Annotated in this window: 22 protein-coding genes; 8 read left to right on the top strand and 14 right to left on the bottom strand. The window is 63.8% G+C overall.

Features of this window, described 5'->3' with window-relative positions; genetic code table 11:
• Positions 1 to 25: 25 nt before the first annotated feature.
• The 4 genes from AB4068_RS13015 to AB4068_RS13000 all read right to left on the bottom strand — a co-directional run bounded on the left by AB4068_RS13015 (position 26) and on the right by AB4068_RS13000 (position 4989).
• A complete protein-coding gene (locus tag AB4068_RS13015; protein ID WP_059388690.1) occupies positions 26 to 1543 on the bottom strand; it encodes an amino acid permease in 1518 nt (505 codons plus the stop codon).
• Between the two features lie 124 nt (positions 1544 to 1667).
• The gene (gene aspA, locus AB4068_RS13010) at positions 1668 to 3092 is read right to left on the bottom strand and encodes an aspartate ammonia-lyase (RefSeq protein WP_441433594.1); all 1425 of its coding nucleotides are present in this window, start codon (positions 3090 to 3092) and stop codon (positions 1668 to 1670) included.
• A 35-nt stretch (positions 3093 to 3127) separates the two neighbouring features.
• A complete protein-coding gene (locus tag AB4068_RS13005) occupies positions 3128 to 4153 on the bottom strand; it encodes an asparaginase (RefSeq protein ID WP_370872242.1) in 1026 nt (341 codons plus the stop codon).
• Positions 4154 to 4173: 20 nt separating this feature from the next.
• Positions 4174 to 4989, bottom strand: a complete 816-nt coding sequence (locus AB4068_RS13000) for a FadR/GntR family transcriptional regulator (protein ID WP_284991977.1) — start codon at positions 4987 to 4989, stop codon at positions 4174 to 4176.
• 58 nt (positions 4990 to 5047) lie between these two features.
• Between AB4068_RS13000 and AB4068_RS12995 the strand changes: the two genes are divergently transcribed.
• Positions 5048 to 5665: a hypothetical protein gene (locus AB4068_RS12995; protein WP_332602900.1), complete on the top strand. Its 618-nt coding sequence runs from the start codon at positions 5048 to 5050 to the stop codon at positions 5663 to 5665.
• Here AB4068_RS12995 and AB4068_RS12990 read toward each other — a convergent pair.
• The 3 genes from AB4068_RS12990 to AB4068_RS12980 form a co-directional block, all read right to left on the bottom strand.
• Positions 5653 to 5925 carry a Txe/YoeB family addiction module toxin gene (locus AB4068_RS12990; protein WP_306963537.1) on the bottom strand — a complete coding sequence of 91 codons (273 nt, stop codon included), beginning with the start codon at positions 5923 to 5925 and terminating at the stop codon, positions 5653 to 5655. The two genes, AB4068_RS12995 and AB4068_RS12990, sit on opposite strands and share 13 nt — an antisense overlap.
• A complete protein-coding gene (locus AB4068_RS12985) occupies positions 5922 to 6173 on the bottom strand; it encodes a type II toxin-antitoxin system Phd/YefM family antitoxin (protein ID WP_306963534.1) in 252 nt (83 codons plus the stop codon). Before AB4068_RS12985 ends, AB4068_RS12990 begins: the two co-directional genes overlap by 4 nt.
• A 67-nt stretch (positions 6174 to 6240) precedes the next feature.
• Positions 6241 to 6747 (bottom strand): hypothetical protein, encoded by a 507-nt coding sequence (locus tag AB4068_RS12980; protein WP_332602901.1) that lies wholly within the window; start codon positions 6745 to 6747, stop codon positions 6241 to 6243.
• Positions 6748 to 6882: 135 nt separating this feature from the next.
• On the opposite strand from AB4068_RS12980, the gene AB4068_RS12975 reads away from it, so the two are divergent.
• Positions 6883 to 7902: a glycosyltransferase family 4 protein gene (locus tag AB4068_RS12975; protein WP_441433593.1), complete on the top strand. Its 1020-nt coding sequence runs from the start codon at positions 6883 to 6885 to the stop codon at positions 7900 to 7902.
• Positions 7903 to 7910: 8 nt separating this feature from the next.
• Here AB4068_RS12975 and AB4068_RS12970 read toward each other — a convergent pair whose 3' ends face one another.
• The 3 genes from AB4068_RS12970 to AB4068_RS12960 all read right to left on the bottom strand — a co-directional run bounded on the left by AB4068_RS12970 (position 7911) and on the right by AB4068_RS12960 (position 10170).
• Positions 7911 to 8528 carry a uracil-DNA glycosylase gene (locus AB4068_RS12970; RefSeq protein WP_059388685.1) on the bottom strand — a complete coding sequence of 206 codons (618 nt, stop codon included), beginning with the start codon at positions 8526 to 8528 and terminating at the stop codon, positions 7911 to 7913.
• A 157-nt stretch (positions 8529 to 8685) separates the two neighbouring features.
• On the bottom strand, positions 8686 to 9081 hold the full coding sequence (locus tag AB4068_RS12965) for an RNA-binding S4 domain-containing protein (RefSeq protein ID WP_236813437.1): 396 nt from the start codon (positions 9079 to 9081) through the stop codon (positions 8686 to 8688).
• A gap of 54 nt (positions 9082 to 9135) precedes the next feature.
• Positions 9136 to 10170, bottom strand: a complete 1035-nt coding sequence (locus AB4068_RS12960; protein WP_307053259.1) for an aldo/keto reductase — start codon at positions 10168 to 10170, stop codon at positions 9136 to 9138.
• Positions 10171 to 10415: 245 nt separating this feature from the next.
• On the opposite strand from AB4068_RS12960, the gene AB4068_RS12955 reads away from it, so the two are divergent.
• On the top strand, positions 10416 to 10907 hold the full coding sequence (locus AB4068_RS12955; protein ID WP_307053260.1) for a flavin reductase family protein: 492 nt from the start codon (positions 10416 to 10418) through the stop codon (positions 10905 to 10907).
• A gap of 123 nt (positions 10908 to 11030) precedes the next feature.
• Here AB4068_RS12955 and AB4068_RS12950 read toward each other — a convergent pair whose 3' ends face one another.
• Complete coding sequence (locus tag AB4068_RS12950; protein ID WP_441433592.1) at positions 11031 to 11783, bottom strand: hypothetical protein; 753 nt, start codon at positions 11781 to 11783, stop codon at positions 11031 to 11033.
• A 192-nt stretch (positions 11784 to 11975) separates the two neighbouring features.
• Between AB4068_RS12950 and AB4068_RS12945 the strand changes: the two genes are divergently transcribed.
• The gene (locus tag AB4068_RS12945; RefSeq protein WP_441433591.1) at positions 11976 to 12380 is read left to right on the top strand and encodes a YchJ family protein; all 405 of its coding nucleotides are present in this window, start codon (positions 11976 to 11978) and stop codon (positions 12378 to 12380) included.
• Between the two features lie 22 nt (positions 12381 to 12402).
• Here the strand turns inward: AB4068_RS12945 and AB4068_RS12940 are convergent, their stop codons facing one another.
• Entirely contained in the window at positions 12403 to 14355 is a 1953-nt protein-coding gene (locus tag AB4068_RS12940) for an acyl-CoA dehydrogenase family protein (RefSeq protein ID WP_441433590.1), read from the bottom strand.
• A 65-nt stretch (positions 14356 to 14420) separates the two neighbouring features.
• A complete protein-coding gene (locus AB4068_RS12935) occupies positions 14421 to 14723 on the bottom strand; it encodes a hypothetical protein (protein WP_059388681.1) in 303 nt (100 codons plus the stop codon).
• A 245-nt stretch (positions 14724 to 14968) separates the two neighbouring features.
• Between AB4068_RS12935 and AB4068_RS12930 the strand changes: the two genes are divergently transcribed.
• From AB4068_RS12930 to AB4068_RS12920, 3 genes are read left to right on the top strand one after another with little or no spacing between them, the layout of a single operon-like run.
• On the top strand, positions 14969 to 16426 hold the full coding sequence (locus AB4068_RS12930) for a DUF3375 family protein (RefSeq protein WP_441433589.1): 1458 nt from the start codon (positions 14969 to 14971) through the stop codon (positions 16424 to 16426).
• The gene (locus AB4068_RS12925) at positions 16419 to 17333 is read left to right on the top strand and encodes a DUF4194 domain-containing protein (protein WP_084784478.1); all 915 of its coding nucleotides are present in this window, start codon (positions 16419 to 16421) and stop codon (positions 17331 to 17333) included. Before AB4068_RS12930 ends, AB4068_RS12925 begins: the two co-directional genes overlap by 8 nt.
• Positions 17330 to 20794, top strand: coding sequence for an ATP-binding protein (locus AB4068_RS12920; RefSeq protein ID WP_441433588.1), 3465 nt, complete (start codon positions 17330 to 17332; stop codon positions 20792 to 20794). Before AB4068_RS12925 ends, AB4068_RS12920 begins: the two co-directional genes overlap by 4 nt.
• A gap of 144 nt (positions 20795 to 20938) precedes the next feature.
• Here the strand turns inward: AB4068_RS12920 and AB4068_RS12915 are convergent, their stop codons facing one another.
• Positions 20939 to 21433 (bottom strand): FBP domain-containing protein, encoded by a 495-nt coding sequence (locus AB4068_RS12915; RefSeq protein WP_306963518.1) that lies wholly within the window; start codon positions 21431 to 21433, stop codon positions 20939 to 20941.
• A gap of 559 nt (positions 21434 to 21992) precedes the next feature.
• Between AB4068_RS12915 and AB4068_RS12910 the strand changes: the two genes are divergently transcribed.
• Positions 21993 to 23063 (top strand): iron-siderophore ABC transporter substrate-binding protein, encoded by a 1071-nt coding sequence (locus tag AB4068_RS12910; RefSeq protein WP_441433587.1) that lies wholly within the window; start codon positions 21993 to 21995, stop codon positions 23061 to 23063.
• The last annotated feature ends 6 nt before the right edge of the window (positions 23064 to 23069 follow it).

Genomic DNA, 23069 nt, shown 5'->3' with positions numbered 1-23069 from the left:
GCCGTCGGGCACTCAGTACTGGGGGCTAGATCCTGTCCTCGGCACCGGCAACCGGCAGGTTGGCGATGACCGGCGAGCTGCCCGTGAAGCCGTCCCGGGCTGCGGCGATCTCGTGGATTTGCTTGCGGCACATGTACCAACCAACCACAATGAGCGCGCAGGCGATGGCCGTAACCAGCATGGTGAGCGGAGAGTCGATGAACACCATCACCAGCACGCCCACCAGGAACAGCAGCGAAAGGTAGCCAGTGTAGGGGGCGCCGAACATCCGGAAAGACGGACGCTTCAGCCAGCCCTTGTCGGCCCAGCGCTTGAGCTGCATCTGGCACAAGACGATGGTGGCCCACGTGACGATGATGCCCACGGAGGCGACGTTGAGGACGATCTCGAAGGCGTCGGACGGTACGAGGTAGTTCAGCGGAACACCGAGCAGGGAGACGCCGGCCGTGATGGCGATGCCGCCGTAGGGGACGCCGGCTTTGTTCATGCGCTGGGCGAACTTGGGAGCGGAACCGGCCACGGACATGGAGCGCAGGATGCGGCCCGTGGAGTACAACCCGGCATTCAGGGAGGACAGGGCGGCGGTCAGGACCACGAGGTTCATGATCACGTCCACGCCTTGTACGCCGATGTGGCCGAAGAAGGTCACAAACGGGCTGACACCCTTGACGTAGGAGGTGTACGGCAGCAGCAACGCCAGCAGGATGACGGAACCGACGTAGAAGACGGCGATGCGGAAGACCACTGAGTTGATGGCCTTGGGCATGATCTTCTCGGGGTTCTCTGTTTCGCCCGCTGCCGTGCCCACAAGCTCAATCGAGGCGTAGGCGAACAGAACGCCCTGCATGAGCATGATCATGGGCAGCATGCCGGTGGGGAAGATACCGCCGTGGTCCGTGAGGAGGCTGAAGCCCACTTCCTGGCCCGGTACCGGCGTGCCGAAGATGACGAAGTACGTGCCGATCACCAGGAACGCCGCCAGCGCGGCCACCTTGATCAGGGCGAAGTAGAACTCCATTTCGCCGAAGACCTTGACCGAGACCAAGTTCAGGCAAAGCACCACCAGAAGCGCGATCAGTGCCCAGGCCCACTGCGGGACGACTCCGATCCAAGGGACGTATTTGCCGAAGAAGTTCATGTAGAGGGCCGCGGCCGTGGTGTCCACGATGGTGGTGGTTGCCCAGTTGATCCAGTAGAACCAGCCGGACACAAACGCAGCCTTCTCGCCGAAGAACTCGCGGGCGTAGGAGACGAAGGAGCCCGAGGACGGGCGGTGCAGCACGAGTTCGCCAAGCGCGCGCAGGATCAGGAAGGCAAAGAAGCCGCAGACCGCGTACGCGATGACAAGGGAAGGGCCCGCAGCGTTGAGGCGGCCGCCGGCACCCAGGAACAGGCCGGTGCCGATGGCGCCGCCGATTGCGATCATCTGGATCTGACGCGGCTTCAAGCTCTTGTGATAGCCCTTGTCCTCGGCGTGGAGGAGCTTTTCAGTGGAGTGCGCCTGCGGAGGGACCGTGTGGTCCGTGATGGGTGCATTGGTCATGGGAATCCTTAGGGGGTGTCCTGTTGGGGGTCCGGATCTTGCCGTCCGGCCTGTTTCTTCGCGTGTTCAGGCCCGACGGCGGCTGGTGAGTGGCGCCGTCGTCGGACGCTCTGCGCGGCTCAGCCTAGTTGCTGAGGTTGGCCAGGCGTTCGGGGCGGAGGAGCTCATCGAGCTGCTCCGAGGTCAGCAAGCCGTGTTCGAGAACGAGCTCGGCGACGCCCTTGCCGCTTGCCAGCGCTTCCTGGGCGATGGCGGTGGCGGAGGCGTAGCCGATGTGCGGATTGAGTGCCGTGACGAGTCCGATCGACTGCTCTACGGTGAGGCGCAGGTGTTCGGTATTCGCGGTGATGCCCCGAATGCAGCGCGACGTGAGTGTGCGGCACGCGGCTTCCAGGTGGGAGATGCTCTTGTGGAGGCTGTGGACGATAATCGGTTCGAAGGCGTTCAGCTGGAGCTGTCCGGCTTCGGCTGCCATGGTGACTGTGACATCGTTGCCGATGACTTCATACGCCACTTGGCTGACCACTTCCGGGATCACCGGATTGATCTTGCCTGGCATGATGGACGATCCCGACTGCACAGCCGGGAGGTTGATCTCGCCCAGTCCCGCACGCGGTCCGGAGGACAGCAAGCGGAGATCGTTGCAAATCTTGGAAAGCTTGACGGCGACGCGCTTGAGCACACCGGAGAGGTGGACGAACGCGCCTACGTCCTGGGTGGCCTCGATGAGGTCCACCGAGGTGACCAGCGGCAGGCCGGTGATCTCGGCCAAGTGCCTGCAGGCCGCTGCGGCGTATCCAACGGGAGCGTTCAGGCCGGTCCCGATGGCGGTTGCGCCGAGGTTGATCTCGTGGATGAGCAGCTGGGACTCGGCCAGTCGAGCCCGGTCCTCGCCCACGGTCACTGCGTAGCCGCCGAATTCCTGGCCGAGGGTCATGGGGACGGCGTCCTGCAACTGCGTGCGGCCCATCTTGACCACCGTGCGGAATTCCTGGCCCTTCTCCGCGAAGGCGACCTGGAGTTCCTGAAGAGCCTCGAGAAGGCCCTGGACCGAGAAAATGGTGGCCAGGTTGACGGCGGTGGGGTAGACGTCGTTGGTGGACTGGCTCAGGTTGACGTGGTCGTTCGGGTGCAGCCTGGCGTACTCGCCTTTGGGGTGGCCAAGTATTTCAAGGGCCCGGTTGGCAATGACCTCGTTGGCGTTCATGTTGGAGCTGGTGCCGGCACCGCCTTGGATAACGTCCACCATGAACTGCTCGTGGAGCTTGCCGTCCAGGATGTCCTGGCAGGCTTGTTCGATGGCGTCGGCCCGTTCGTCGTCGAGGAGACCGAGTTCGCGGTTGGTGCGGGCAGCGGCGAGCTTGACCGCGGCGAGGCCCTTGACGAGGTTGGCGTTGCTGGCCAAGGGGTGGCCGGTGATGGGGAAGTTCTCGATGGCACGCAGCGTGTGCACGCCCCAGTAGGCATCAGCAGGGACGTCGCGGTCACCGAGGAGATCGTGTTCCGAGCGGAACCCTGGAATTGTCGTGGTGGGCACGGCAGAAGTCATTGCTGTCCTTTGGTCTTTGTGCTTGTTTGGCTGCGTCAGTTGGATGCAAGGAAGTTCGCGGCACGGAGCACGCCAACAGGGTGGCCGCCGCCCAACACAGGCGGGCTGGCGAGCGTGGCGAGCTGGCCGCCGTCGAGCCCTAGTTCCTCAAGGACGCGGACGGTGACGGGCATGCGGGCGCGGTCGGCGCCGTCGGAAATCTTGATGGCGATGCCTGTGCCGTTCCGCAGGCCGATGAGCTGGAGGCCTTCGAAGCCGTCCTTGGCGAGCAACCCGGGTACTGTACGCATGATCGCTGTGACGTCGCGCCCCTCGCCGGCCACCATCTCCGGGAAGGCGCGCATCGCGTGGGCTACTTGGCCTTCCGCTTCCGTGCTGTCCGCCGCCGCCATGCGGCCATAGGCCCGGGCCATGCCGTGCAGGCTGTGGGCGAAGAGCGGGGTGCCGCAACCGTCGGTGCTGACTGCCAACGCGTCTTCCCCCGTGAGTTCGGTGATGGTGTCCTTCACGAGCACTTGGAGGGGATGCTCGGGGTGCAGGTAACCCTGGACCGGCCAGCCGTTGATGACGCACGTGGCGGCCATGGATGCGTGCTTGCCGGAACAGTTCTGTGCGAGCTGGGTGGGCTCGCCGCCGCTGCGGAGCCATGCTTCGCGCTCGGCGATGCCGTAGGGAAGGTCGGTGCTGTTTTCCAACGCGCTTTTGTCCAGGCCGTGCATTTCGAGGATGCGTGCGGCACCGTCGAGGTGCATCGCGGCGCCGGAGTGGCTTGCGGCGGTGAGGGCGAGGAGGTTCTCCGGAAGCTTGAGTCCCGCACGGACCATGGCGACCGCCTGCAGCGGTTTGAGGGAGGACCGCGGGTAGAACGCGGCGTCGGGATCGCCCGCTTGGAGGAGTGTTTCACCGTCAGGCCCTACTGCGATCAGGGAGCCGTAGTGGACGCTCTCGACCAGGCCGTCGCGGGTCTGTTCCGCGAGGGGGACGTGGCGCGGGGTTGGCGGAATCGTCCCTGCCGGGGTGGTTGCGGGCATAGCGGTGCGCGTTGCATGCGGGGTGGGCATGACTTCCTTCAGTTGGTGGATCATTTGCTGAGGATGGTGTCCAACGCAACGCTGACGGCGCTGAGATGGTCGGCCATGGCGGCTTCGGCGGCTGGGGAGTCGCCGGCTTCAATGGCTTCGACGATGCGGAGGTGTTCATCGTCTGAAACATGCTGGCGGTCGGCCACCATGTTCAAGGTTTCGGATTGATGGGCTAGGGCTTCGCGGATGTCTGCGACAACGCTTTCGAAGACCTTGTTGCCGCTTGCGCGGGCGATGGCAGAATGGAAACTGGCGTCGAGGCTGACCCAGGTCTCAGGGTCGGTCTCGGCTGCCATTGAATCGACAATTTCCTTGAGGTGCTCAAGTTCTTCCGGGCTGCGGCGTTTCGCAGCCAGGCCGGCTGCCGGTACTTCGATATGGGGGCGGGCCTCGTTGAGGTCCCGTGCCGAGTACTGGCCGAGTGTGAGGTCGTTGGCCACCCTGTCCGCGACGACGAACGTGCCTCTGCCGGTCTTGGTGACCGTCAGTCCCAGCGCAGTGCAGGAGCGGAGCGCCTCACGGATGACCGAGCGGCTCACCCCGTATTGCGTTGCCAGGGTGGCTTCGGAGCTGAGTTTGGCCCCCACTTGCACGGCTCCGTTTTCAATGTCCTGGCGGATGGCGCTGAACACAGCTTCCGCTGCACTGAAGCGGGCGAGGGGCCGGGGGCTGGCTGGCTGGGCCCCTTGGGCTCCTTGGGCCGGCCGGGGGACGGCGCCGCTTGTGGCGGTGCGCTGGCCAGCTGCAGCTTTCTGGCTGACAGCTGGCTGTCCAGTGGCGGCCTGTCCGGCTGTCCGGCTGTCTGACAGGTTCACTCTACGAATATGGCACGGGTCACAGGGCGGTGTCAATGTTGGGAGCATAATTACTCCCATGGCCAACCGTCCGCGCGGGGGATGGGATTCAACGACACAGACAGCACCGCCCATCACAGTGGAGGTGCCGGTCCTCGGTGTCGGGGCAGGGCCTGCGGACTATGAGGAGTTGTCGCGGTACGTGTTTGCCTTGCGCAGGCAGCGGGGATTGCACATGACGCTATTGCACTTGGGCGTCCTGGATGACTTCTGCCGGGACGTGGCTGATTGGACCAAAGGCAACACCCGCGCCGATTCGGCCATGCTCAGGACCGTCGCGTGGCTTGAGGCACTGCCCGTACTGGAGGCCTTCTCCGGCAGCGCCGAAAGCCTGATCGTCCTGGGCAGCGGCGGAGTGTGCGGACTGGAAGTAGATGTGCCCGCCTCGGTGCATGACTTTCAGGTCTCCCTTGTACACGCGCTTCATGAACTCCTGGATGAACTGCTTGTCGACAACATCGACGACTTCATCCTCAGCTCCCCTGCCCTTGGATTCCGCTCGCCTCGATGGGTACCCCATGTGGCTGTGGGCAGGCCATTGCACAGGGGCCGCGGACCGTGGGAGATTGGCCAGGTGGGAGTTGACTTCGGCGAATCGCGGATCAGGAACCGCCAGCATTTCCCTCAATTGCCGTAGTGGTACCTGTAAGCGGCGATAAGCACTTCGACGCCATCGTCAGTTTCGACGAACTTGTACACCAGGCGATGTTCGTCCGTGATGCGCCGTGACCAATACCCGTGGAAACCATGTTTCAGGGGTTCAGGCTTGCCGATGCCCTCATTGCCGTGCCGGGCTATGTCCTGTAGCAACCCGTTGATTCTCTTTAGCGTCTTGCGATCTTGGGATTGCCACCAAACGTAGTCGTCCCACGCCGCTGAGGACCAGATCAGCCTCATTCAACGATATCCCGGGTCACGCCTCGGCCAGCTTCCAGTTCCTCGATGGACGATAGGATCCTTTGCGCGTTGGCTGGACTGCGCAGTAAGTAAGCGGTCTCACGGAGGGACTCGTAGTCATCACGCGAAACCATGACGACGTCTTCCTTGCCTGGCCGGGTAATGATTACTTCTTCGCGGTCATTCGTGACGGCGTCGAGAGTTTCCTTGTAGTGGGCTCGAGATTCCGAGTAGCTGAGTGTGCGCATGGTGATCTCCCTGAGTTGCGTACAGAATATTGTACGCCGCATCTTTGTCGGCGCCCACGGCGGATTCTTATCCGTGACTTCTCAGCCGGATCGTGCGGGCCTGGTGGATGGCGGCCAGGGCAACCGCGCTGGCCGTGAGCCTGAGGGCGTGGACCCTGTACCAGCGCTTCAACAGGGGCCTGCGGCGAGTCTCTTCGAGCGGATAGGGGCTGAAGAAAAGCTTGGGGTTGACTGACCGAAGCAGGTACGCCGTAGCTGCTGCCCCCGTGGCGGAGCTGGCTGCGCCCACCATCAGCCAAGCCCGATTGTCGGAATGCTTCCACCCCGCGACGAGGGCAGCGACGGCGGCAGGGGCGCTGAGAGGCGCGATCGGCGCGTAGTAGCGCCCGGGGCTTCCCGCTCCAAAGGGGGTTCGGGGGAGTTCGCTGCTCGCTGCCGAGGCCGCGACCCGGTCCGGGATTTTGACGATGGCCTCATAGAGGTTGCCGAAGAACCAGTGTGCGTGGGTGAACTCCGCGACACTCAAGATCCAATCAGCGAACACGTCCCGGCGGTCTGAAGAAGTCTGTCCCATGCCCACAATCTACCGCCGATGCCCCGCGCCGGATGTGCAGTTCACCTACCACACCACCCGCCCGGGTTATATGGTCAGCACCATGGTCTGAGGACTGCGAGGCCAAACAACCGGCTCTATGGAGGGGAGTAGCCCTTGGTCAAGATCCGCATGATTTTGCCCGCGAATGTGCGCCATCGTTCCGGGGGAAACATCTACAACGCGAAGCTGGCTGAAGCCCTCCGGGGCCTGGGCACGGAGGTCTCGGTCTGCACGCTCGACGGCGGCTGGCCTTTGGGGAGTGCAGCAGACCGGAACCGCTTTGCAGCTGCACTTACCGGAGGGGAACAGGCCATCTACATTGTCGACGGCCTGATTGCCTCGGGTGCACCCGCGGAAATTGAGAGCGCAGCCGCTGCCGGGCGCCGTGTCTGGGTGCTGCTCCACATGCCCCCTTCCGGGGAGAATCCAGTAGAAACGAGCGCGCTGCGCGCTGCAACAGGTCTTCTCTGCACTGGTTCCCGGACTGCCGAAACGGCCAGAACCCTAGGCCTGGGCAACGTGCACTTGGCGATCCCCGGGGTAGATCTCCCATCGAAAACACGCCCGAGTTCGCGAGACGCTGGGGCGGCACCGCATTTCATCATGGTGGGCGTGCTGCTCCCCAATAAGGACCAGATCCTATTCGTCGACGCGTTGGCACGGATCAAGGACCTGGCGTGGACAGCGGCGCTTGTTGGCTCCACAAAAGCAGACCCTTCGTACGCCGCAGCCGTGCAGGAACGCATCCTCCGGAATGGACTGGAAAAACGGGTGGAAACAACAGGCGAGCTCTCCGGCCCGGCCCTGGAGGACCAGTGGAACCGGGCTGACCTCAGTCTGTTGATCTCACACTCGGAGTCCTTCGGCATGGTGGTCCAGGAGTCCCTGGCGCACGGCATACCGGTAGTGGTCCGAAAGGGAACCGGAGCCGTCGGAGCGCTCGGAGCCCAGGGTGCCGGTGGAGCCATCGATCTCACCGCGGGAATCGGATCGTTGGAGAACATCCTTCGGAGATGGCTGGGCGACGCTGCCCTACGGAAGCGATGGCAGTCAGCGGCCGAGGCAGCCAGCGGGGAGTTGCCGCGATGGGAAGATACCGCAGGGGAAGTCCTTCGCGCCGTCGTGGGGTCCTAAGCGCTTCCCTACAGGTGCTGGATGCCCGCCCTCTGCATGGCGTCCCGGTAGGTTTCGATGTTCTTTGCCAGGAGTTCCTGCTGCTTCGCCTCGGACAAGGCAAACGCCCGTCCACCGAGCGCGCTTGCCTTGTAGACCTTGATCCCGTGCTGCCGGAGCGGCGAGTGGTACGTCTTCTCGAACAGTGCCAGGAAAGCGGCGGCCTCCGCGCCGTGAGCGACGACGGCGGAGACTCTCTTGTTGATCTTGAGGAACTGGCGGAACGGACGGAGACCGTCGGTCTTCTCCTGTGCGCTCAGTGCCGGCGGCAGTTCGGGGTCGCGGACCCAGGGGTAGCAGTTCCACGGCATGACGTAGCGGACGTCCAAGTCGGCCGAGTCATAGATCAGCTGCGCACGTCGGGCGGCGTCGTCGTCGTTGAGGTGCGATACGAAACCCGAGGTGGGGGCCCGCCCGGGGCTGGTCTGGAGGGTGACGATCCGGCACTCATCTTCGTCATGCACCGGATCGATGTAAGGCACGGTGGAACCGGGCCGTTTGGCCATCAGTTCGTCGCACAGCTGCGTCACGGCAGCAATGTTGGGCTCCTGTAGCAAGGCCCGTTTTTCGTCCCAGTCAATGGTCACGTTCTCTCCTTCGGCAGCGCGGCGTCCAGAATCGGCGTCCCTTGCCACTTTACGCCGTCGCTTTACGCGGCGCTCACGCTCCTGCAGAGCCGAGGGACAAAACTGCCCGACGCCGGTCCGAGCGGCGAGCTTCCCGACCCGCCTTTGGCCCGGTCTTCTACTGACCTTTGAGCTTCTGCATGTCGCGCCGGTCCTTCTTGGTGGGCCGTCCCGCGCCGCGATCGCGCTGCGGCAGCCCGAGGGCGGGCGCGGCGGGACGCTCCGGTGTGTGGTCGGTGAAGCAATGGGACGCTGCTTCGGCCCCTACCCTTTTCGCAATGAGCCTGCGGACCTCAAGGATGCGCTCGAAGCCGGGCTGCCGTACGCGGATTGTGTCGCCGATAATCACGGACTGTGAAGCCTTGACCGGGTTCCCGTTGATTCGCACATGCCCCGCCCGGCAAGCGGTTGTGGCAGCGGAACGGGTCTTGTAAGCGCGGATCGCCCAGAGCCAGGCATCAATGCGCACATTGCCGGTTTTTGATGTTTGGGCGGAAGTCGGAAGGCTAGTCATGATTGCGAACGAGTATAGTCGGCGCGCGAACCGGCGGCTCCAACGCGAAGCCGGTTACCGGCGTCGAAGTTCCGCATATTCAAGGTGGGGGACAACGGTACCTGCGTCGCGCTCCAGGAAGTTGGTACCGGGCGCCACGATCTCGTCTATGGCATCCAGCACGGCTTCGTTGAGGACAACATCCGCGGCCTTGAGGTAGTCGACCAGATGGTCCTCCGTGCGCGGACCGATAACCACGCTGCTGACGGCCGGATGGTTCAGGGCAAAGCCGACAGCAAGCTGGATGAGGGTGAGCCCATGCCGTTCGGCGACACGGCCCAAGGCATCGGCCGCCAGGAGTTTGTTCCTGTTGAAAGGTGCCGAGACGTCGAAGCGCCCGGGAACGGCCGACGCGCGGGAGCTTGCGGGCTGGGGGACTCCCACGCGGTAGTTCCCGGAGAGCCAGCCGCCGTCGAGCGGTCCATAGCTGAGCACGCCAAGGTTGTACTGCTGCGTGATTGCAAAGACGTCGCGCTCATTCGCGCGGACCAACAAGGAATAGGGCACCTGATCCACCACTGGCGGTATGAGGTGGTTGGTGGTGGCGATCCACTGTGCCTCCACAAGCTGCGACGGCGTGAACACCGACGTTCCGTAGTAGAGAATCTTGCCCTGCCGGATGAGGTCGTTGAGGGCCGTGATGGTTTCCAGGACGTCGGTGTTGTAGTCCGGACGGTGTGCCTGGTAAAGGTCGATCCTGTCCGTCTGCAAGCGGTGCAGGCTGCCTTCCACGGCCTTCATGATCCAGCGCCGGGAATTGCCTGCATGCGCGGGATTCGGCCCCATTTGTCCGTGGAACTTGGTGGAAAGGAAAACATCATCCCGCCTGCCGTGGAGGGCCCGGCCCACAATGGCTTCCGCCTCGCCCTGCGAATAGATGTCCGCGGTATCGACGCTGGTGATGCCGGCGTCGAGGGCCGAATGGATGATGCGGACGCTTTCCTCTGCGCCCGTGGGCGCCGAACCCGTCCCAAGGTTGAGGGTTCCCAGGGTAAGGGGGCTGATCAGGGCACCCGTGCGTCCCAGGGTTCGAAGCTCGCTGAGGCTCATCTCCGGCTTCCTCCGTGAAGAATCAAGGCTGTGCAATGGATTGACACGACGCTACACATGTCGTGCCCCGGGGCACTCGAAAAACGTACAAATTCTTCGCTTTTCGTATTGCGGGGTAATGAAACAAGGAATGACGAATTATGAATTGACTTCATTCGACACGCGAATACACAAATATTGCCGTTATCGGCCCCGAGTGAATTAGTAGAAAGGCAGGCACGAAACTACAGAGAAAGGAACCCGCCATGACCCAGGCAACGGTGGATGGAGCCGCATCGATCAAGCAGGCGTTCGCGCAATTTCCCTCAGGCGTGGCGGCCTTCAGTGCCATGGTCGGATTCGTGCCGGAGGCCCTGGTGGCATCGAGTTTCACAGTGGGAGTCTCGCTCGAACCACCGCTGGTCATGTTCGCGGTGCAGAACTCCTCCACCACATGGCCCAAGCTCCGGCGCGCCCCGCGACTGGGTGTTTCCATCTTGGCCCAGGGCCAGGAAGCCGTGTGCCTGCAGCTCTCCTCGCGGACCCAGGACCGATTCGCTGGCCTGGCGACCTCAACGAGCGACGCCGGGGCGGTGTTGATCGACGGCGCAGCGCTGGTGCTTGAATGCGAAGTGGTCTCAGAAACCCCGGCGGGTGACCACGCGATCGTCGTCCTCGAAGTGAAGTCCGTGGAGATCAACCACGACGCCGAGCCCCTCATCTACCACGGGGCCGGGTTCAGGCAATTGGCCGCGTGAGCTTGGTCGCGGCCCCAACTGACCCGCAGTTGTTGTCGTTATGAGCCTCCAAAACGACAACAAATGCTAGTCAGTTGGGTCGGCCGGGCACTGAGGATTGGGTCAGGCGGGCACTGCGGGGCGCTAGGCCCGGGGGCGGGACCCTGCTGAGGCCGTCACACGGCCGGAAGATACGGGTTTGCCGCCATGTGGTTCTCCCCGGTGTTCGCGGACCGGCGTGCCAGTCCCCGACGATTCCGCCACGTTCGCTTCAGCGGGTTCCCCGGAAGCCGGCGGTTCCGGGTCCGAAGCTGACGCTTCCCCGGCCCGTTCAGCGTCGCGTGCCGCAGCCCGGGCATCGGCCTCGGCGACGGCGGCAGCCCACTGGCTGTTCAGGACCGGAGGATCCTGCTTTATCGCGACCACAAAAGGATGTTCCTTCGCCTGGGTTGTGGCTGTGGCTGCGATACCGTCCTTGATCTGGGCAGGCTTGGGCCACGTCCGTGGGTTGACCAGCGACTTCCAAGGGACGTTCCGGACGGCTGACCACGACGCCGACCACAGTAGCTTGGTGGTCCCAGCAAACCCAGGACGCGGCTTCCGGGGAACGGACGGCCCTGCGCCCAGCAAGCCGTCGTCCGCCGAGGTCGGTTCCTCGGAATCCGACGGCGGGACGGGGGCACGTCGAGGCCTTGGTGGCAAGTGCACAACCGGTACGGCATCGCGTTTCGGGAAGATCCCGACCATCGCGAGCAGGATGATCCAAACCAGCTTCGCGACGCCGGCCAGCACCAAAGTGACAACCATCAGGAAGCCCAAACCAATGGACATCAACAAAGCCAGCCCGAGCGTTCCAAAAAAAGTCAGATTGAGGCCAAGTGTTGTTGGATCCTCCACGTAGCCTCCTCGAGCCAGAGTTGTGGGGTGGACGCCGCAACCGAAGGTCTGCGGGCATGTCATCTAGCCTAAGGGCGAAATCTTAAGGAATCATCCGCCAAACTCCGGCTCGCCGAGGTTGTTTCGAAGCTGTTATCTGCTGTGACAGAATTTGTTGCCTAGCTCTCACCTTCTCTTCAAGATAGGGCTTCAATGCCACTCGATCCGGCCCGCCTACGACTAGGCGCTTGCCCCTGTTTGTCCGGAGAGCAGTACACCGAGTGCTGCGGACGCTTCCATCGCGGAGACGCTGACGCGCCCACGGCGGAACAGCTCATGCGTTCGCGCTACTCCGCCTTTGTTGTCCTTGACACCGATTACCTTTTGCGCACGTGGCACCCGGACACCAGGCCTGCCGCGCTGGACCTGGACCCGGACATTGAATGGCGCAGGCTGGACATCCTGGCCACGCGCCAAGGCGGCCCCTTGGACACCGAAGGGACGGTCGAGTTCGCAGCACATTACCGTTCCGACGGCGAACGCGGAGTCCAGCGCGAGAACAGCCGCTTCCTGCGGATCGACCGGCGCTGGTACTACCTCGACGGCGACGTCGGCTAGCCGCGTCGATCGGCAGCAGGCCTCAGCGGTACTTCCGGTGCAGGCTCTCCTTCGACGAGGCGCCCGGGGTGGCATCGGCGATCCACGGACCCGTTCCTTCGGATTGGTCAAGGATTCCGGCCTCAAGCCATGCATAGTCGCCGGCGAGGACGTTCGAGGACAACTCATGATCGACGTCGTCGGTGTTCCGCCACAACTGATCGAAGTATCCGTCCACGCGAATCCGGGCCTGCTCGCAGTAGGCCTCGGCGAGCTCGTACGCCGCCGCGCCTTGCTCCGGTGCGGTCTGCAGCAGCATCTCGGCCCGTGAGCAGCACGCTGCCATGGCAAACAACTCGGCCCCGATATCCACGATCCTGCCGAGGAACGCTTGTTTGTATTCGAGCCTTGCCTGCCAGCGGCCCATGCCGTAGAAAGTCTGCCGGGCGAGCCGGCGCGAAGCCCGTTCCACATACCTCAGTTGCTTCGCGAGGCGCCCGAACTCGCTGTAGGACCGGGGGTCCATGCCGGCTCCGGCCACCAGCTTAGGGAGCCATTTGGCGTAGAAACCTGAGGCGCCGACGGCGGCACGCGCCTTCTCCTGCAGGGTTGCGTCCGCGGAGGCGAGCTCGCCCGCGGCCGAAAGGTGGGCATCGACGGCTTCGCGGGCGATGAGCAGGCGCATGATTTCGGACGAGCCTTCGAAGATCCGGTTGATGCGCATGTCCCTCAGCAACTGCTCGGCGGCCACCGCGCGTTCTCCACGGGCCTCCAGGGAATCTGCCGTCTCAAACCCGCGGCCACCCCGGATTTGGACCAACTCATCAGCCACCGTGTAGCTCAGTTCAGTGGACCAAAGTTTGGCCAGCGCAGCCTCGATCCGCACATCCTTCTGGCCGGCGTCGGCCATCTCGGCGGACAGTTCGAAAACGGCTTCAAGGGCAAAGGTGGTGGCGGCGATGAACGCGATCTTCTTGCCGACGGCCTCATGTTTTCCGACCGGACGGCCCCATTGGGTGCGGGCGTTGGACCATTCGCGGGCGATCTTCAACGACCACTTACCCGCCGCCACGCAAAGGCCGGGGATGGAAAGCCGGCCAGTGTTGAGTGTGGTGAGCGCGATCTTGAGTCCCTGGCCTTCGCGGCCCAGCCGGTTGGCTGCAGGTACGCGGACTTGGTGGAACCGTGTCACGCCGTTCTCGATGCCGCGCAGGCCCATGAAGGCGTTGCGGTTCTCCACCGTGATGCCGGGTGAGTCCATTTCCACGACGAACGCCGTGATCCCGCCTTTGAGTGCCGTCCCGTCGGGGGCTGTGCGGGCAGGGACAACCGCCATGACCACTACCAATTCGGCGATCACGCCGTTGGTGGTCCAAAGTTTGACGCCGTCCAAAAGGTAGGACTCGCCGTCGTCGCTTGGCACTGCGGTGCAGCCCATCCGGGCGGGGTCGCTGCCGACGTCGGGCTCGGTCAGCAGGAACGCCGTGATGGCGCCAGCGGCGCAACGCGGCAAGTACTCCTGTTTTTGTTCGGGCGTGCCGAAGACTTTGACCGGCTCCGGGACGCCGATGGACTGGTGGGCCGAGAGCAACGCGCCGAGGCTCGGATGGACTGATCCCAACAGCGCCAACGCCCTGCCGTAGTAGACCAGCGAGAGGCCCAAGCCGCCGTACTCGCGCGGAATCTTCATGCCGAAAACGCCCAACCCGATGAGGCCAGCGAGGTATTCGTCCGGGATCTTGGCATCGCGTTCGATGGCTCGGCCGGACATGGTGCCGCAGAACTCCGTCAGCTTCGCCATGAACTCTTCGCCGCGCTCGACGTCGTCGGCTCTTGCCTGGGGCCAAGGATGGATCAGCCCCAGATCGAAGTCTCCCAAATACAGCCCCTTGGCGAAACTGGGGCGGTTCCATTCGGTGTCGCGGGCGGCCTCGGCGACTGCGCGGGCTTCTGCGGCCGTGACGCCGTTGCTCTTGTTGTCAGTGGCGGAGGTCATGGGAGGACTCCTCTTGCCGGTTGTGCCGGTTTCGAGCCCAGGATCCGCCTCGGGTGGTGGACCCTTCAGCTGTCCCTCAATGCTACTCGCGGGTAGGTACCTGTGCTAGGGGCGGTCTGGGACGGGAATTCCACTGGCAGTTCCACTTTTCCGGCCTGGTGGACCAGCTGGTCCCACGCAAAATTGATGCCGTGGACCAGCCCGCCCAGCACGTTCTTCACGGTGTACCAGGCGAGGCTTCCGGCGCCGAGCAACGCAAGTGCGGCCATTGCGGCTACCGCGATGAAGGCTGCCAGAACCAGGCCAAGGATTAGTGTTCCCGCGAAGACATAAGTGCTGGTGTCTAAGGTCGTCAAGTCGAACTGCATTGGGTCCCCTCCGCAACGCTGCCAAAGCCGACGTCGGAGCGTCGACGTCGTTGGTGTCGACATTAGGGGCGGCGTCATCGGTTCAGCTAGCAACGACACCGGCGTCGGGACTGTTGATACGCGATCGAAACCCTACCGGGAGGTAGATCACGGAAGGGTTGCGGCGCACCCTGCGTTAACCTTGTACGGGGCAGTTTTCGGGATTTCCGCTGCCAGAAGGTTCCGCGGCAGCTGAAGGAGAGTAAGTGTCCCGCTCAGCAATGTCCTCAGCCGACGCCATCAGTGCGCGGCTCAGGGATCTCGAACTCCTGACCAAAGGCCCCGCCTGGGCCCTCACGCGCTCGGCGCCCTGGGTCATCGCGGTGCTCCAGGCATCCTTCACCCGAACGAAACCGCAGCTGCCGCTCGAAGAGTTCCATGCCGACGTCGACGCTTTCCTCGAGCAGCTCCGCAGGCAGGATCCCGGGCTGGGCGGCCAGGGGAGCGGCAAGGCCTTTGCGGACGAATGGACCCGAAAGCAGTTCCTGACCCGACGCAGCCAGTCCGGCCAGATCGTCTACGAAATCACCGAGGCCGCCGCAAGAGTCCTGGCATTCCTGGACAGCCTCTCCAGCGAACGTTCCACGCTCAACGGTTCCAGGCTCGGGACGTTGCTGGGCGACGTCGAAAAGCTCGCCAACGAGACGAACCCGGACCAGAGCGCCCGTTTGGAATCCCTTGAAGAGGAGATCCAGGAGCGGCAGCAGCTGATCGAAGACATCAGTTCCGGCGACTTCGACGGTCTTTTGGATGATGAGGAAGCCGTCGAAGCAGCCGGGAACATCCTGGACCTTGCGGCAAGCCTGCCTGCCGATTACAAGAAGATGCGTGACCGCATCGAAGAACTGGTAGGCGAGCTCCGCAACCAGATCATCGAGGAGTCGCTCAGCAAGGGTGCAACGATGGCGCAGGTCCTGGAGGCGGACAAACGCTTGCGGCAGAGCCCCGAAGGCCGTACCTTCCGTTCCTTCACGGCGTTCCTTGAGGACCCGCAGCAACAGTTGCGCTTCCGTTCGGCGATCGGCGACGTGCTGAGCCGCCAATTCGCGGATGACCTCAGCCATGAGGACAGGGAAACCCTCAAGAACCTCGTGGCGGAACTGCGCACGCAGCACAGCCAGATCCAGCGCATCTACGGCCGGCTTTCGGAGAGCCTCAACAACTACATCCAGAGCGACGATATCCGCCAGTCCGTCCGGCTCCGGCAGGTCTTGCGCGAAGCCGAACAGGCTATCCGCTCGATGCCGTACGAGCGCGACCGTCCCGGCCTGGTCCGCGGCCCGGTGTTGTTCAATGCGGGATTCGAATCCCTCGCCATGGTCAAGCTCTTTGACCCGGATGAGTTCGCGGCGCCGCCAAAGCTCGCCGACCCCATCGCCTTCAGCGATTCGGACCGCGTGCGTTCACTTCGCTCCGCGAAGGCAAGGCCCGACGTCGTCCGCTCCGCCATGGCGGGCGCAGCCACACTGGCAGAGGCCTGGGCGAACCTCCCGGAGGGTGAACGGCACATCAACACCGTCCGGGCCCTCCTGTCCGAAGCGCTGCACGGTGGTGCGGCGTTCGACCGGGCCGCCTGGGAAAACATCGACTTCGAACAAATCGATGGCAGCACACGCACCGCGTACCTGCCGCTCGTGACCCTGACTAAGGATTCCGATGACTGACGCCCACCCCACCGAGCATGCCCCCTCTTCGGAACAAAGAGTGGACATAGCGCAGCATGTCCACTCCGATCCCTTCCGCGTCACGCCGCGCGACACATTCGTAGACGGCGCGGCGTTGTTCCCGGGCGACACCGGCGTGCTGCCTATGAAGGTCCGCCAGGCTCTCGTGCGGCTGCTCAAGGGTCCGTATGTCGACGGCGGCCGCGACGAAAAGCTCTGGACCACCCTTCTGGACAACCAAGTGATCCTCCGCAGCCGGCTTTCCGAGCTTTTCCTGAACCTGCAACTGGACCACGAACGCAAGATCGCGGTGCTCCGTCCCGTCGATCCAGAAGCCATCGGAGGAAGCACCCGCTCGAGCATCCTTCGTCAGCAACGTGCGTTGAGCCGGGTCGAAACCATCGTGCTTCTGCGCCTGAGGCTCCTTCTCGACCGCCACGTCACTGCCCAGACCGAGCCTGTGATCACCCGCGAAGAAATCGCCGAACTCGTGGCGCACTACCAGCCATCCGGCCAACAAGACGCCCTCCGCGACACCGACGTCGTGAACCGCACCATCACGAAGCTCCTGGCCCGCCAACTCCTCCTGCCCACGGGCATCGAGGACACGTTCGCGATCTCCAAGGCCCTCCCCCTGGCGCTCCCCTTCGAAAACATCGGCGACATCCCGGCCCAAATCGAAGCACTGATCGCGGTAGCAGCCGACGAATCAGGCACTGAACCCCTCATCGAACTAACGGAAACGGACGACCCCAACTCCAACGACGACGCTGAGTCCGACACCGGGGAAGAGGACGACGTGGTGACCGACAGCAGTGGTGACGCATCCACCGCGGAGGCAAAGGCGACCACAACTGACGCAACGACACTTGACGCAACTGACGAAACCAAGGAGGCAGCCAAGTGACCATTGCGACGATGCTTCCGATCGGCGAACTCACCAACCCGGGCCAGATGCGCCTCGCCTTGGTCCAGGTGGTCAACTGGGGCACGTTCCACGGCGCCCACACGATGCACGTGGACCGCAACGGCACCCTGCTCACAGGCAACTCAGGCGTCGGCAAGTCCACGTTGTTCGATGCCATGCTGCGTGTCTTCGATGCCCGTCCGCGCTCCAATGAGGCTGCGGCGCAGCGGGCCGGCGGGGCTGTGGAGGACAAGAGGACCACGTTCACGTACATGCGTGGAAAAGTGGGCGACAAGGCCGTGGGCGAGGGTTCGGCGAGTGCCTTCCAGCGCCCCGGTGCCACGTGGTCCGCCGTCGCGCTGACGTTCGACAACGCTGCCGGCACCCAGGTGACGATCTCGGCCCTCTTCGACCTGCCCAAGAACGGCACGGAGTCCAGCGTCGGCCGGTTCTATGTGATTGACAACAAGCCCCTGGATCTCGGCGCGATTGAGGGCATCGCGGAGAAGCGCTTCACCAAGGGCGCGCTGGAGACAATCTTCCCGGACGCCCAGATCTTCGATGTGCACAAGGCCTTTGCGGAGCGTTTCCGGCGGCTTCTCGGCATCAACTCGGACCAGGCGCTTCCGCTTTTGCGGGTGATCCAGGCCGGCAAGGGGCTCGGCGGCAGCGTCAACACGTTCTTCCGCGACCAGGTGCTCGACGCGCCCGCGACGCTCACTGCTGCGGACGACGTCGTCGAGGAATTCAGCAACCTCATGTCCATCAGGCAGCGGCTGGAGGACGTGCGCCAGCAGCGCGACCAGCTCGCCCCCGTCCCTGGGATGAACAAGGAGTATGCCCAGTCGTTGCTGGAAGCCAACCGGCTCCGGGAGCTCAGCGGCGAGGAATTCGACGCCTACAAGCAGCAGCTCTCGGTCACGGTCCATGTCAAGACTTTGGCCCGTTTCAAGGACCTTGCCCAGGCGAAAGCCAAGGAGCTCAGCGCCGAGCGGGGCGTCCGGGACGCGCTCGCCAAGGAGCTTCGCCAGCTCGAGTCGGATTACAACAACCAGGGCGGTAACGCGATTTCGGCGATCGAGCAGTCGCTCGAAAATGCCCGGGTCGGCCTCAAGCTTCGCCAGCAGGTGGAGGAGGCGGCACGCCAAGCATTGGCCGACGCCGGACTCAACCTTGAGTGGACGGCTGAGGGTTGGGAGCAGGCCCACGAGCAGGCAGCGAGCCGCTCCGCCGAACTCAAGGACGATTCGGAAGCGCTGCGGGAACTCCGCTTCGAAGCTTTCGACGGCCACGCCACCAAGAAACGCGAACTCGCCGCAGCCCAGCAGGAGCTCGTCTCGTTGAAGACGCGCAAGTCCCTCCTGCCGCCGTCGAGCATTGAAAACCGCGCCGCAATCGCGGCAGCCACTGGCGTTCCCGAGGACCGGATGCCCTTTGGAGGCGAGCTGATAGACCTCGCCGAGGGGGAGGAACAGTGGCGGCCCGCGGCCGAGCGTGCTTTACGGAACCTCGCCACGACGCTGCTTGTTCCCGGAGAGCACTTCGCCGCCGTCACGCGCTACCTGAACGACAACACGGTCCGCGGCGCGCTGCGGGCAGTGGACGTCTCCAAACCGCTCGCGGGCGGGGCCTTGGCTGTGGAGGACGTGTCCGACGGCGATTTGCTCACGAAGCTGAACATCCTCACCTTGGGGGCGAACGCCGACGCCGGAGAGTGGATCCGCGAGCGGATCGCCCTCGATTTCGCGTACCCGTGCGTGGAAGACCCGGACGAGCTAGCGAAGTTGGACAAAGGCCTGAGCCTGGGCGGAGTGGTCAAGCGCAACAGGCACACGGTGGAGAAGGACGATCGCTTCACGAGCCGGCAAGACTATGTTCTCGGTTTCGACAACGCTTCCAAGCTGGAGCTCGTGGCCGCGAAGGTCGGCGAGCTCGAAAACGAGCTTCTGAAGGCCGCCGAACTCGCCCAAAGCCGCGAGGATTCGCACCAAGGCATGACCCGCCAGCTCGATGCCTTGCGTCGCATCGCCGACGACGAGCGTGGCTGGGAACAGGTCTCTGCAGCGGTGGCGGCCGAGGAACTCGCGAAGATCGAGCAGCGGCTCAAGGATGCCTTGGCCGCGCAGGCCGACTTGGAGCCCTTGCGGGCAAACATCGAGGCCGTGCGCGAAAAGCACCAGTCCTCCACAGGGTCGGCGGCGGTGTTGCAGAGCGAATACAAGACGCTCGACCAGCAGATGACCACGGCTGACGCCCTCCTGGATGCCGCACGCAACCGCCTGGACCAGGCGCCGCCGTCGGGCACTACCGTTGCCGCCCTCGAGCCGTACTTCAGCGCATTCGGCGAGGTGGGCGAGCTCCATGAACTCGACACCCTGGCTGCCGAAGTCCGGAGCAAGCTCTTGGCGGAACTGCATGCCACTGAGTCGCGCGGGCAGGCGTTGGCCGAGCGGCTGACGCGCATGTTCGAAGGATTCGTGCGCGAATGGGGTACCGCCATTTCCGCGGACCACGGGACCTCGATCGGCGCCGCGGGGGAGTTCGAGTCCCGCTACCACCAGATCGTCAGCGAAGGGTTGCCCGCGCAGGAGGCCGAATTCCGGCAGTTCTTCAACCAGCGCACGCACGAATCGTTCAGCACGCTTCTCCACCTGCTAGACGAGGAACGCCGTGCCATCACGAGCCGCATCCTTCCCCTCAACGGCATCCTGTCCGAGGTCAACTTCCACGAGGGCAGCTTCCTGGAACTCGATATCAAACAGACGCTGCCCGCCACTGCGAAGCAGTTCAAGGACGCCATCCACAACGCGTTGAAGACGCGCCACTCGCGGCCGTCCCGCGCGGCCGGCGCCGCTTCGGGGGCCGCGGGCTCACCCGAGGCGGACGACGACGTCGAACTCACCAACCGTTACAAGTCGCTCGAAACCCTGGTCAAGCGGCTCGGTTCGCAGACCCCCGAGGACCGGCGCTGGCGAGCCGAGGTGCTGGATGTCCGCGGGCACCTCTTCATCCAGTGCAAGGAGCACCGCTCCGTCCAAGGCCCGCGGGGTGGCAAGAAGACCGAGGTGTACATGCACGCAGACACCGGATCGATGTCCGGTGGCGAGCGGCAGCGATTCACTGCGTTCATCATGGCGGCGGCCCTGAGCTACCAATTGGGCATCGCCGAGCAGGGTTTCACAACGTACGGAACGGTGATGATGGACGAGGCGTTCGTCCTCGCGTCGGAGGAGTTCGCCGGCGCAGGCATCAAGGCCCTGCACGAGTTCGGCTTCCAGTTGTTGCTGGCCGCCCCCGAAAACGTCATCGACCTGTCCCGGCATCTTGGTTCGGTCACGGAAATCCTGCGCGACAAGCGGACCAACCGCTCCGGCGTGCTCACGGCCCCCGTCATCGGCGCCCCGGGCGCGCCCGGCGAATGGCGTTCCGAAGCCAACCCCGTGGACATCGTGCTCCGCTAGCCCCGACGCTCGCTCACGTATGTGGCACTTTCTGCGGACGCTCGCTCACGTATGTCGGGTTTCCGGCGGACGCTCGCTCACTTATGTCGGGTTTCCGGCGGACGCTCGCTCACTAGAGATAGAGCGAGCGTCCGCCGCAGGCGGCTACTTCCCTTGGACCCGCCCCAGGAACTGGGCGGTCCGGGACTGCAGCCCGGCGATTTGGCGAACGACGACGTCGGCCGGGTCCGGATTGATCTCATTCGCCGGGGGTTCCTTCCGGACGTTGGCGCAGCAGCCGAATTCTGCGCAGATCAACGTCCCCACAGTGTTGCCGTCGCGGCCCGATTGGCCCGCGCGTTTGGCAACCCAAAGATACACATCGTCCTTGGAAAACACGTCGCGGCACAGTTCGCAAAGGACCGAACGCTTCTTGCCGGAGCCTCCCTCGGGCGCGCGCAGCATGATGCCGGTAAGGGAACCGTCGTTCGGGAGAACGAGGTAGCCTCGCATCGGCATCTTCTCGTCGCGCCAGCCAAGGAATTCGAGGTTGTCCCAGTCGAGGGAATCGAAGTCCTTCGGGAGGTTGAGTTTGGCGGCCTCCGAGCGGCTCGCGTTGATGAATGAGGAACGGATTTGTTGGGCGGTGATTTTCTGCACGGCAAAGTTCTTTCAGATCGATTGGGCTCCGAAGAGGAAGGACGCATGGCGTCTGGCGATCCGAGGGCACCGCAAAGGAACCTTAGAGTGCTTCTAGTGCAGGGGCGGTGGGTTTAGTTTCCCTGGCCGCCGAGCGGGATGGCCGACGCAGAGGGGGCTGCAAAGCAGGCCAAAACGGCCACCTCGCCAACCATCGCAGCGCCAACGTGTGTAGTGCGCATGCTCATCCTCTCGATCTTCGCCGCTTTCACGGCCCTGGCCAGTTCGTTGAATCAACCGGCTCTGTCATCTTTGCAAAAGTCGTCGTTGGTGTCCAAAAATTCCCGTGCCGTTTGTTCCCATAGGTGAGCGAGCGTTCGCCGTTTTGTCGCTATAGGTGAGCGAGCGATCGCCGTTTTGTCGCTATAGGTGAGCGGGCGATGGGGTTTTGGCCGTGATAGGTGAGCGGGCGTTTGAGGGCACGCAAAGCGTGAATTAATTACGCGACGCAAACGTTTCGTAATTATCAGAAGGGTAGGCTAGCCTTACTTAGGTTTGCATCACTTACCTAAGGAGTCCCGTGGCTTCCCTCCCCTCACGCCGAGCCCTGCTGAAGACCGCAGGTGCAGCGACCGCAGCCGTTGCCGCCGTCGCGCTGTCCCTCACCGCTTGCTCGACCGGCTCAACTACCGCCAGTTCAGCGACGACGCCGGCCTCAAGCGGTCAGTTCCCAATCACCATCAAGAACGTCTTCGGTGAGACCACCATCAAGGCGCAACCGCAACGCGTGGTAACCGTCTCGTGGGTCAACGACGATGTTGCCTTGGCTCTCGGCGTCGTGCCCGTCGGGGTCCCGAAAAACGAATGGGGCAACAACGGCAAGGGTTCCACCCCCTGGAAGGACGCCGCGCTCGAGAAGTTGGGTGCCGGCTTTGGCACCGCGAAGGCGCCAGCCCAGTTCTCCGAGGCCGACGGCATCAACTTCACGGAGATCGCCAAGCTGGCACCGGACGTCATCCTTGCCGCCTATTCCGGCCTGACCGAGGCGGACTACAAGAAGCTCTCCGAAATTGCCCCCGTGGTGGCGCAGCCCGAACTCGCGTACGGCACGCCATGGCAGGAAGCCACCACGATCATCGGCCAGGCCTTGGGTAAGAGCTCAGAGGCCACCAAGCTCGTCTCGGACACCGAGGCCACCATCAAGACCAAGGTCGCCGCGTTTCCGCAGCTCGCCGGCAAGTCCTTCATCTACGGCAACCTTGAGCCTGCCAAGGGCGACGGCGTCAACGTCTACACAGCCAACGACAACCGACCGCGTTTCCTGTCCGAAATCGGCATGACGCTCGCCCCCGTGGTGCAGAACGCCAGCAAGGGCTCCAAGGAATTTTTCGTTCCGTGGTCCGCCGAAAAGGCCAACGAGCTTTCCTCGGACGTCTTCGTGACCTGGGTGCCGGATTCCAAGACCACGGACCAAATCAAGCAGGACCCCCTGCTGGGGCAGATCCCCGCGATCAAGAAGGGCGCCCTGGTTGCAGACTCCGACAACACCCTCACCCTGGCGATCTCCGCATCCTCGCCGCTGAGCTTGCCGTGGGCACTGGACATGTTCCTGCCGCAGCTGGCCAAGGGCGCCGACGCGGCCACCAAGTAGCGAAAC

The organism is Arthrobacter sp. 2RAF22, assembly GCF_052115325.1.
In the GTDB taxonomy this organism is placed as follows: domain Bacteria; phylum Actinomycetota; class Actinomycetes; order Actinomycetales; family Micrococcaceae; genus Arthrobacter.
The sequence above is the reverse complement of the archived record's forward strand: the minus strand, read 5'-3'. Positions and strand labels throughout refer to the sequence as shown.

Coding starts and splice junctions, on each gene's coding strand:
- aspA (WP_441433594.1), bottom strand. CDS start 3,092: ATGACTTCTGCCGTGCCCACCACGACAATTCCAGGGTTCCGCTCGGAA.
- AB4068_RS13015 (WP_059388690.1), bottom strand. CDS start 1,543: ATGACCAATGCACCCATCACGGACCACACGGTCCCTCCGCAGGCGCAC.
- AB4068_RS12995 (WP_332602900.1), top strand. CDS start 5,048: ATGGCCAACCGTCCGCGCGGGGGATGGGATTCAACGACACAGACAGCA.
- AB4068_RS12965 (WP_236813437.1), bottom strand. CDS start 9,081: ATGACTAGCCTTCCGACTTCCGCCCAAACATCAAAAACCGGCAATGTG.
- AB4068_RS12990 (WP_306963537.1), bottom strand. CDS start 5,925: ATGAGGCTGATCTGGTCCTCAGCGGCGTGGGACGACTACGTTTGGTGG.
- AB4068_RS12985 (WP_306963534.1), bottom strand. CDS start 6,173: ATGCGCACACTCAGCTACTCGGAATCTCGAGCCCACTACAAGGAAACT.
- AB4068_RS12945 (WP_441433591.1), top strand. CDS start 11,976: ATGCCACTCGATCCGGCCCGCCTACGACTAGGCGCTTGCCCCTGTTTG.
- AB4068_RS12955 (WP_307053260.1), top strand. CDS start 10,416: ATGACCCAGGCAACGGTGGATGGAGCCGCATCGATCAAGCAGGCGTTC.
- AB4068_RS12925 (WP_084784478.1), top strand. CDS start 16,419: ATGACTGACGCCCACCCCACCGAGCATGCCCCCTCTTCGGAACAAAGA.
- AB4068_RS12980 (WP_332602901.1), bottom strand. CDS start 6,747: ATGGGACAGACTTCTTCAGACCGCCGGGACGTGTTCGCTGATTGGATC.
- AB4068_RS12935 (WP_059388681.1), bottom strand. CDS start 14,723: ATGCAGTTCGACTTGACGACCTTAGACACCAGCACTTATGTCTTCGCG.
- AB4068_RS13005 (WP_370872242.1), bottom strand. CDS start 4,153: ATGCCCACCCCGCATGCAACGCGCACCGCTATGCCCGCAACCACCCCG.
- AB4068_RS12960 (WP_307053259.1), bottom strand. CDS start 10,170: ATGAGCCTCAGCGAGCTTCGAACCCTGGGACGCACGGGTGCCCTGATC.
- AB4068_RS12940 (WP_441433590.1), bottom strand. CDS start 14,355: ATGACCTCCGCCACTGACAACAAGAGCAACGGCGTCACGGCCGCAGAA.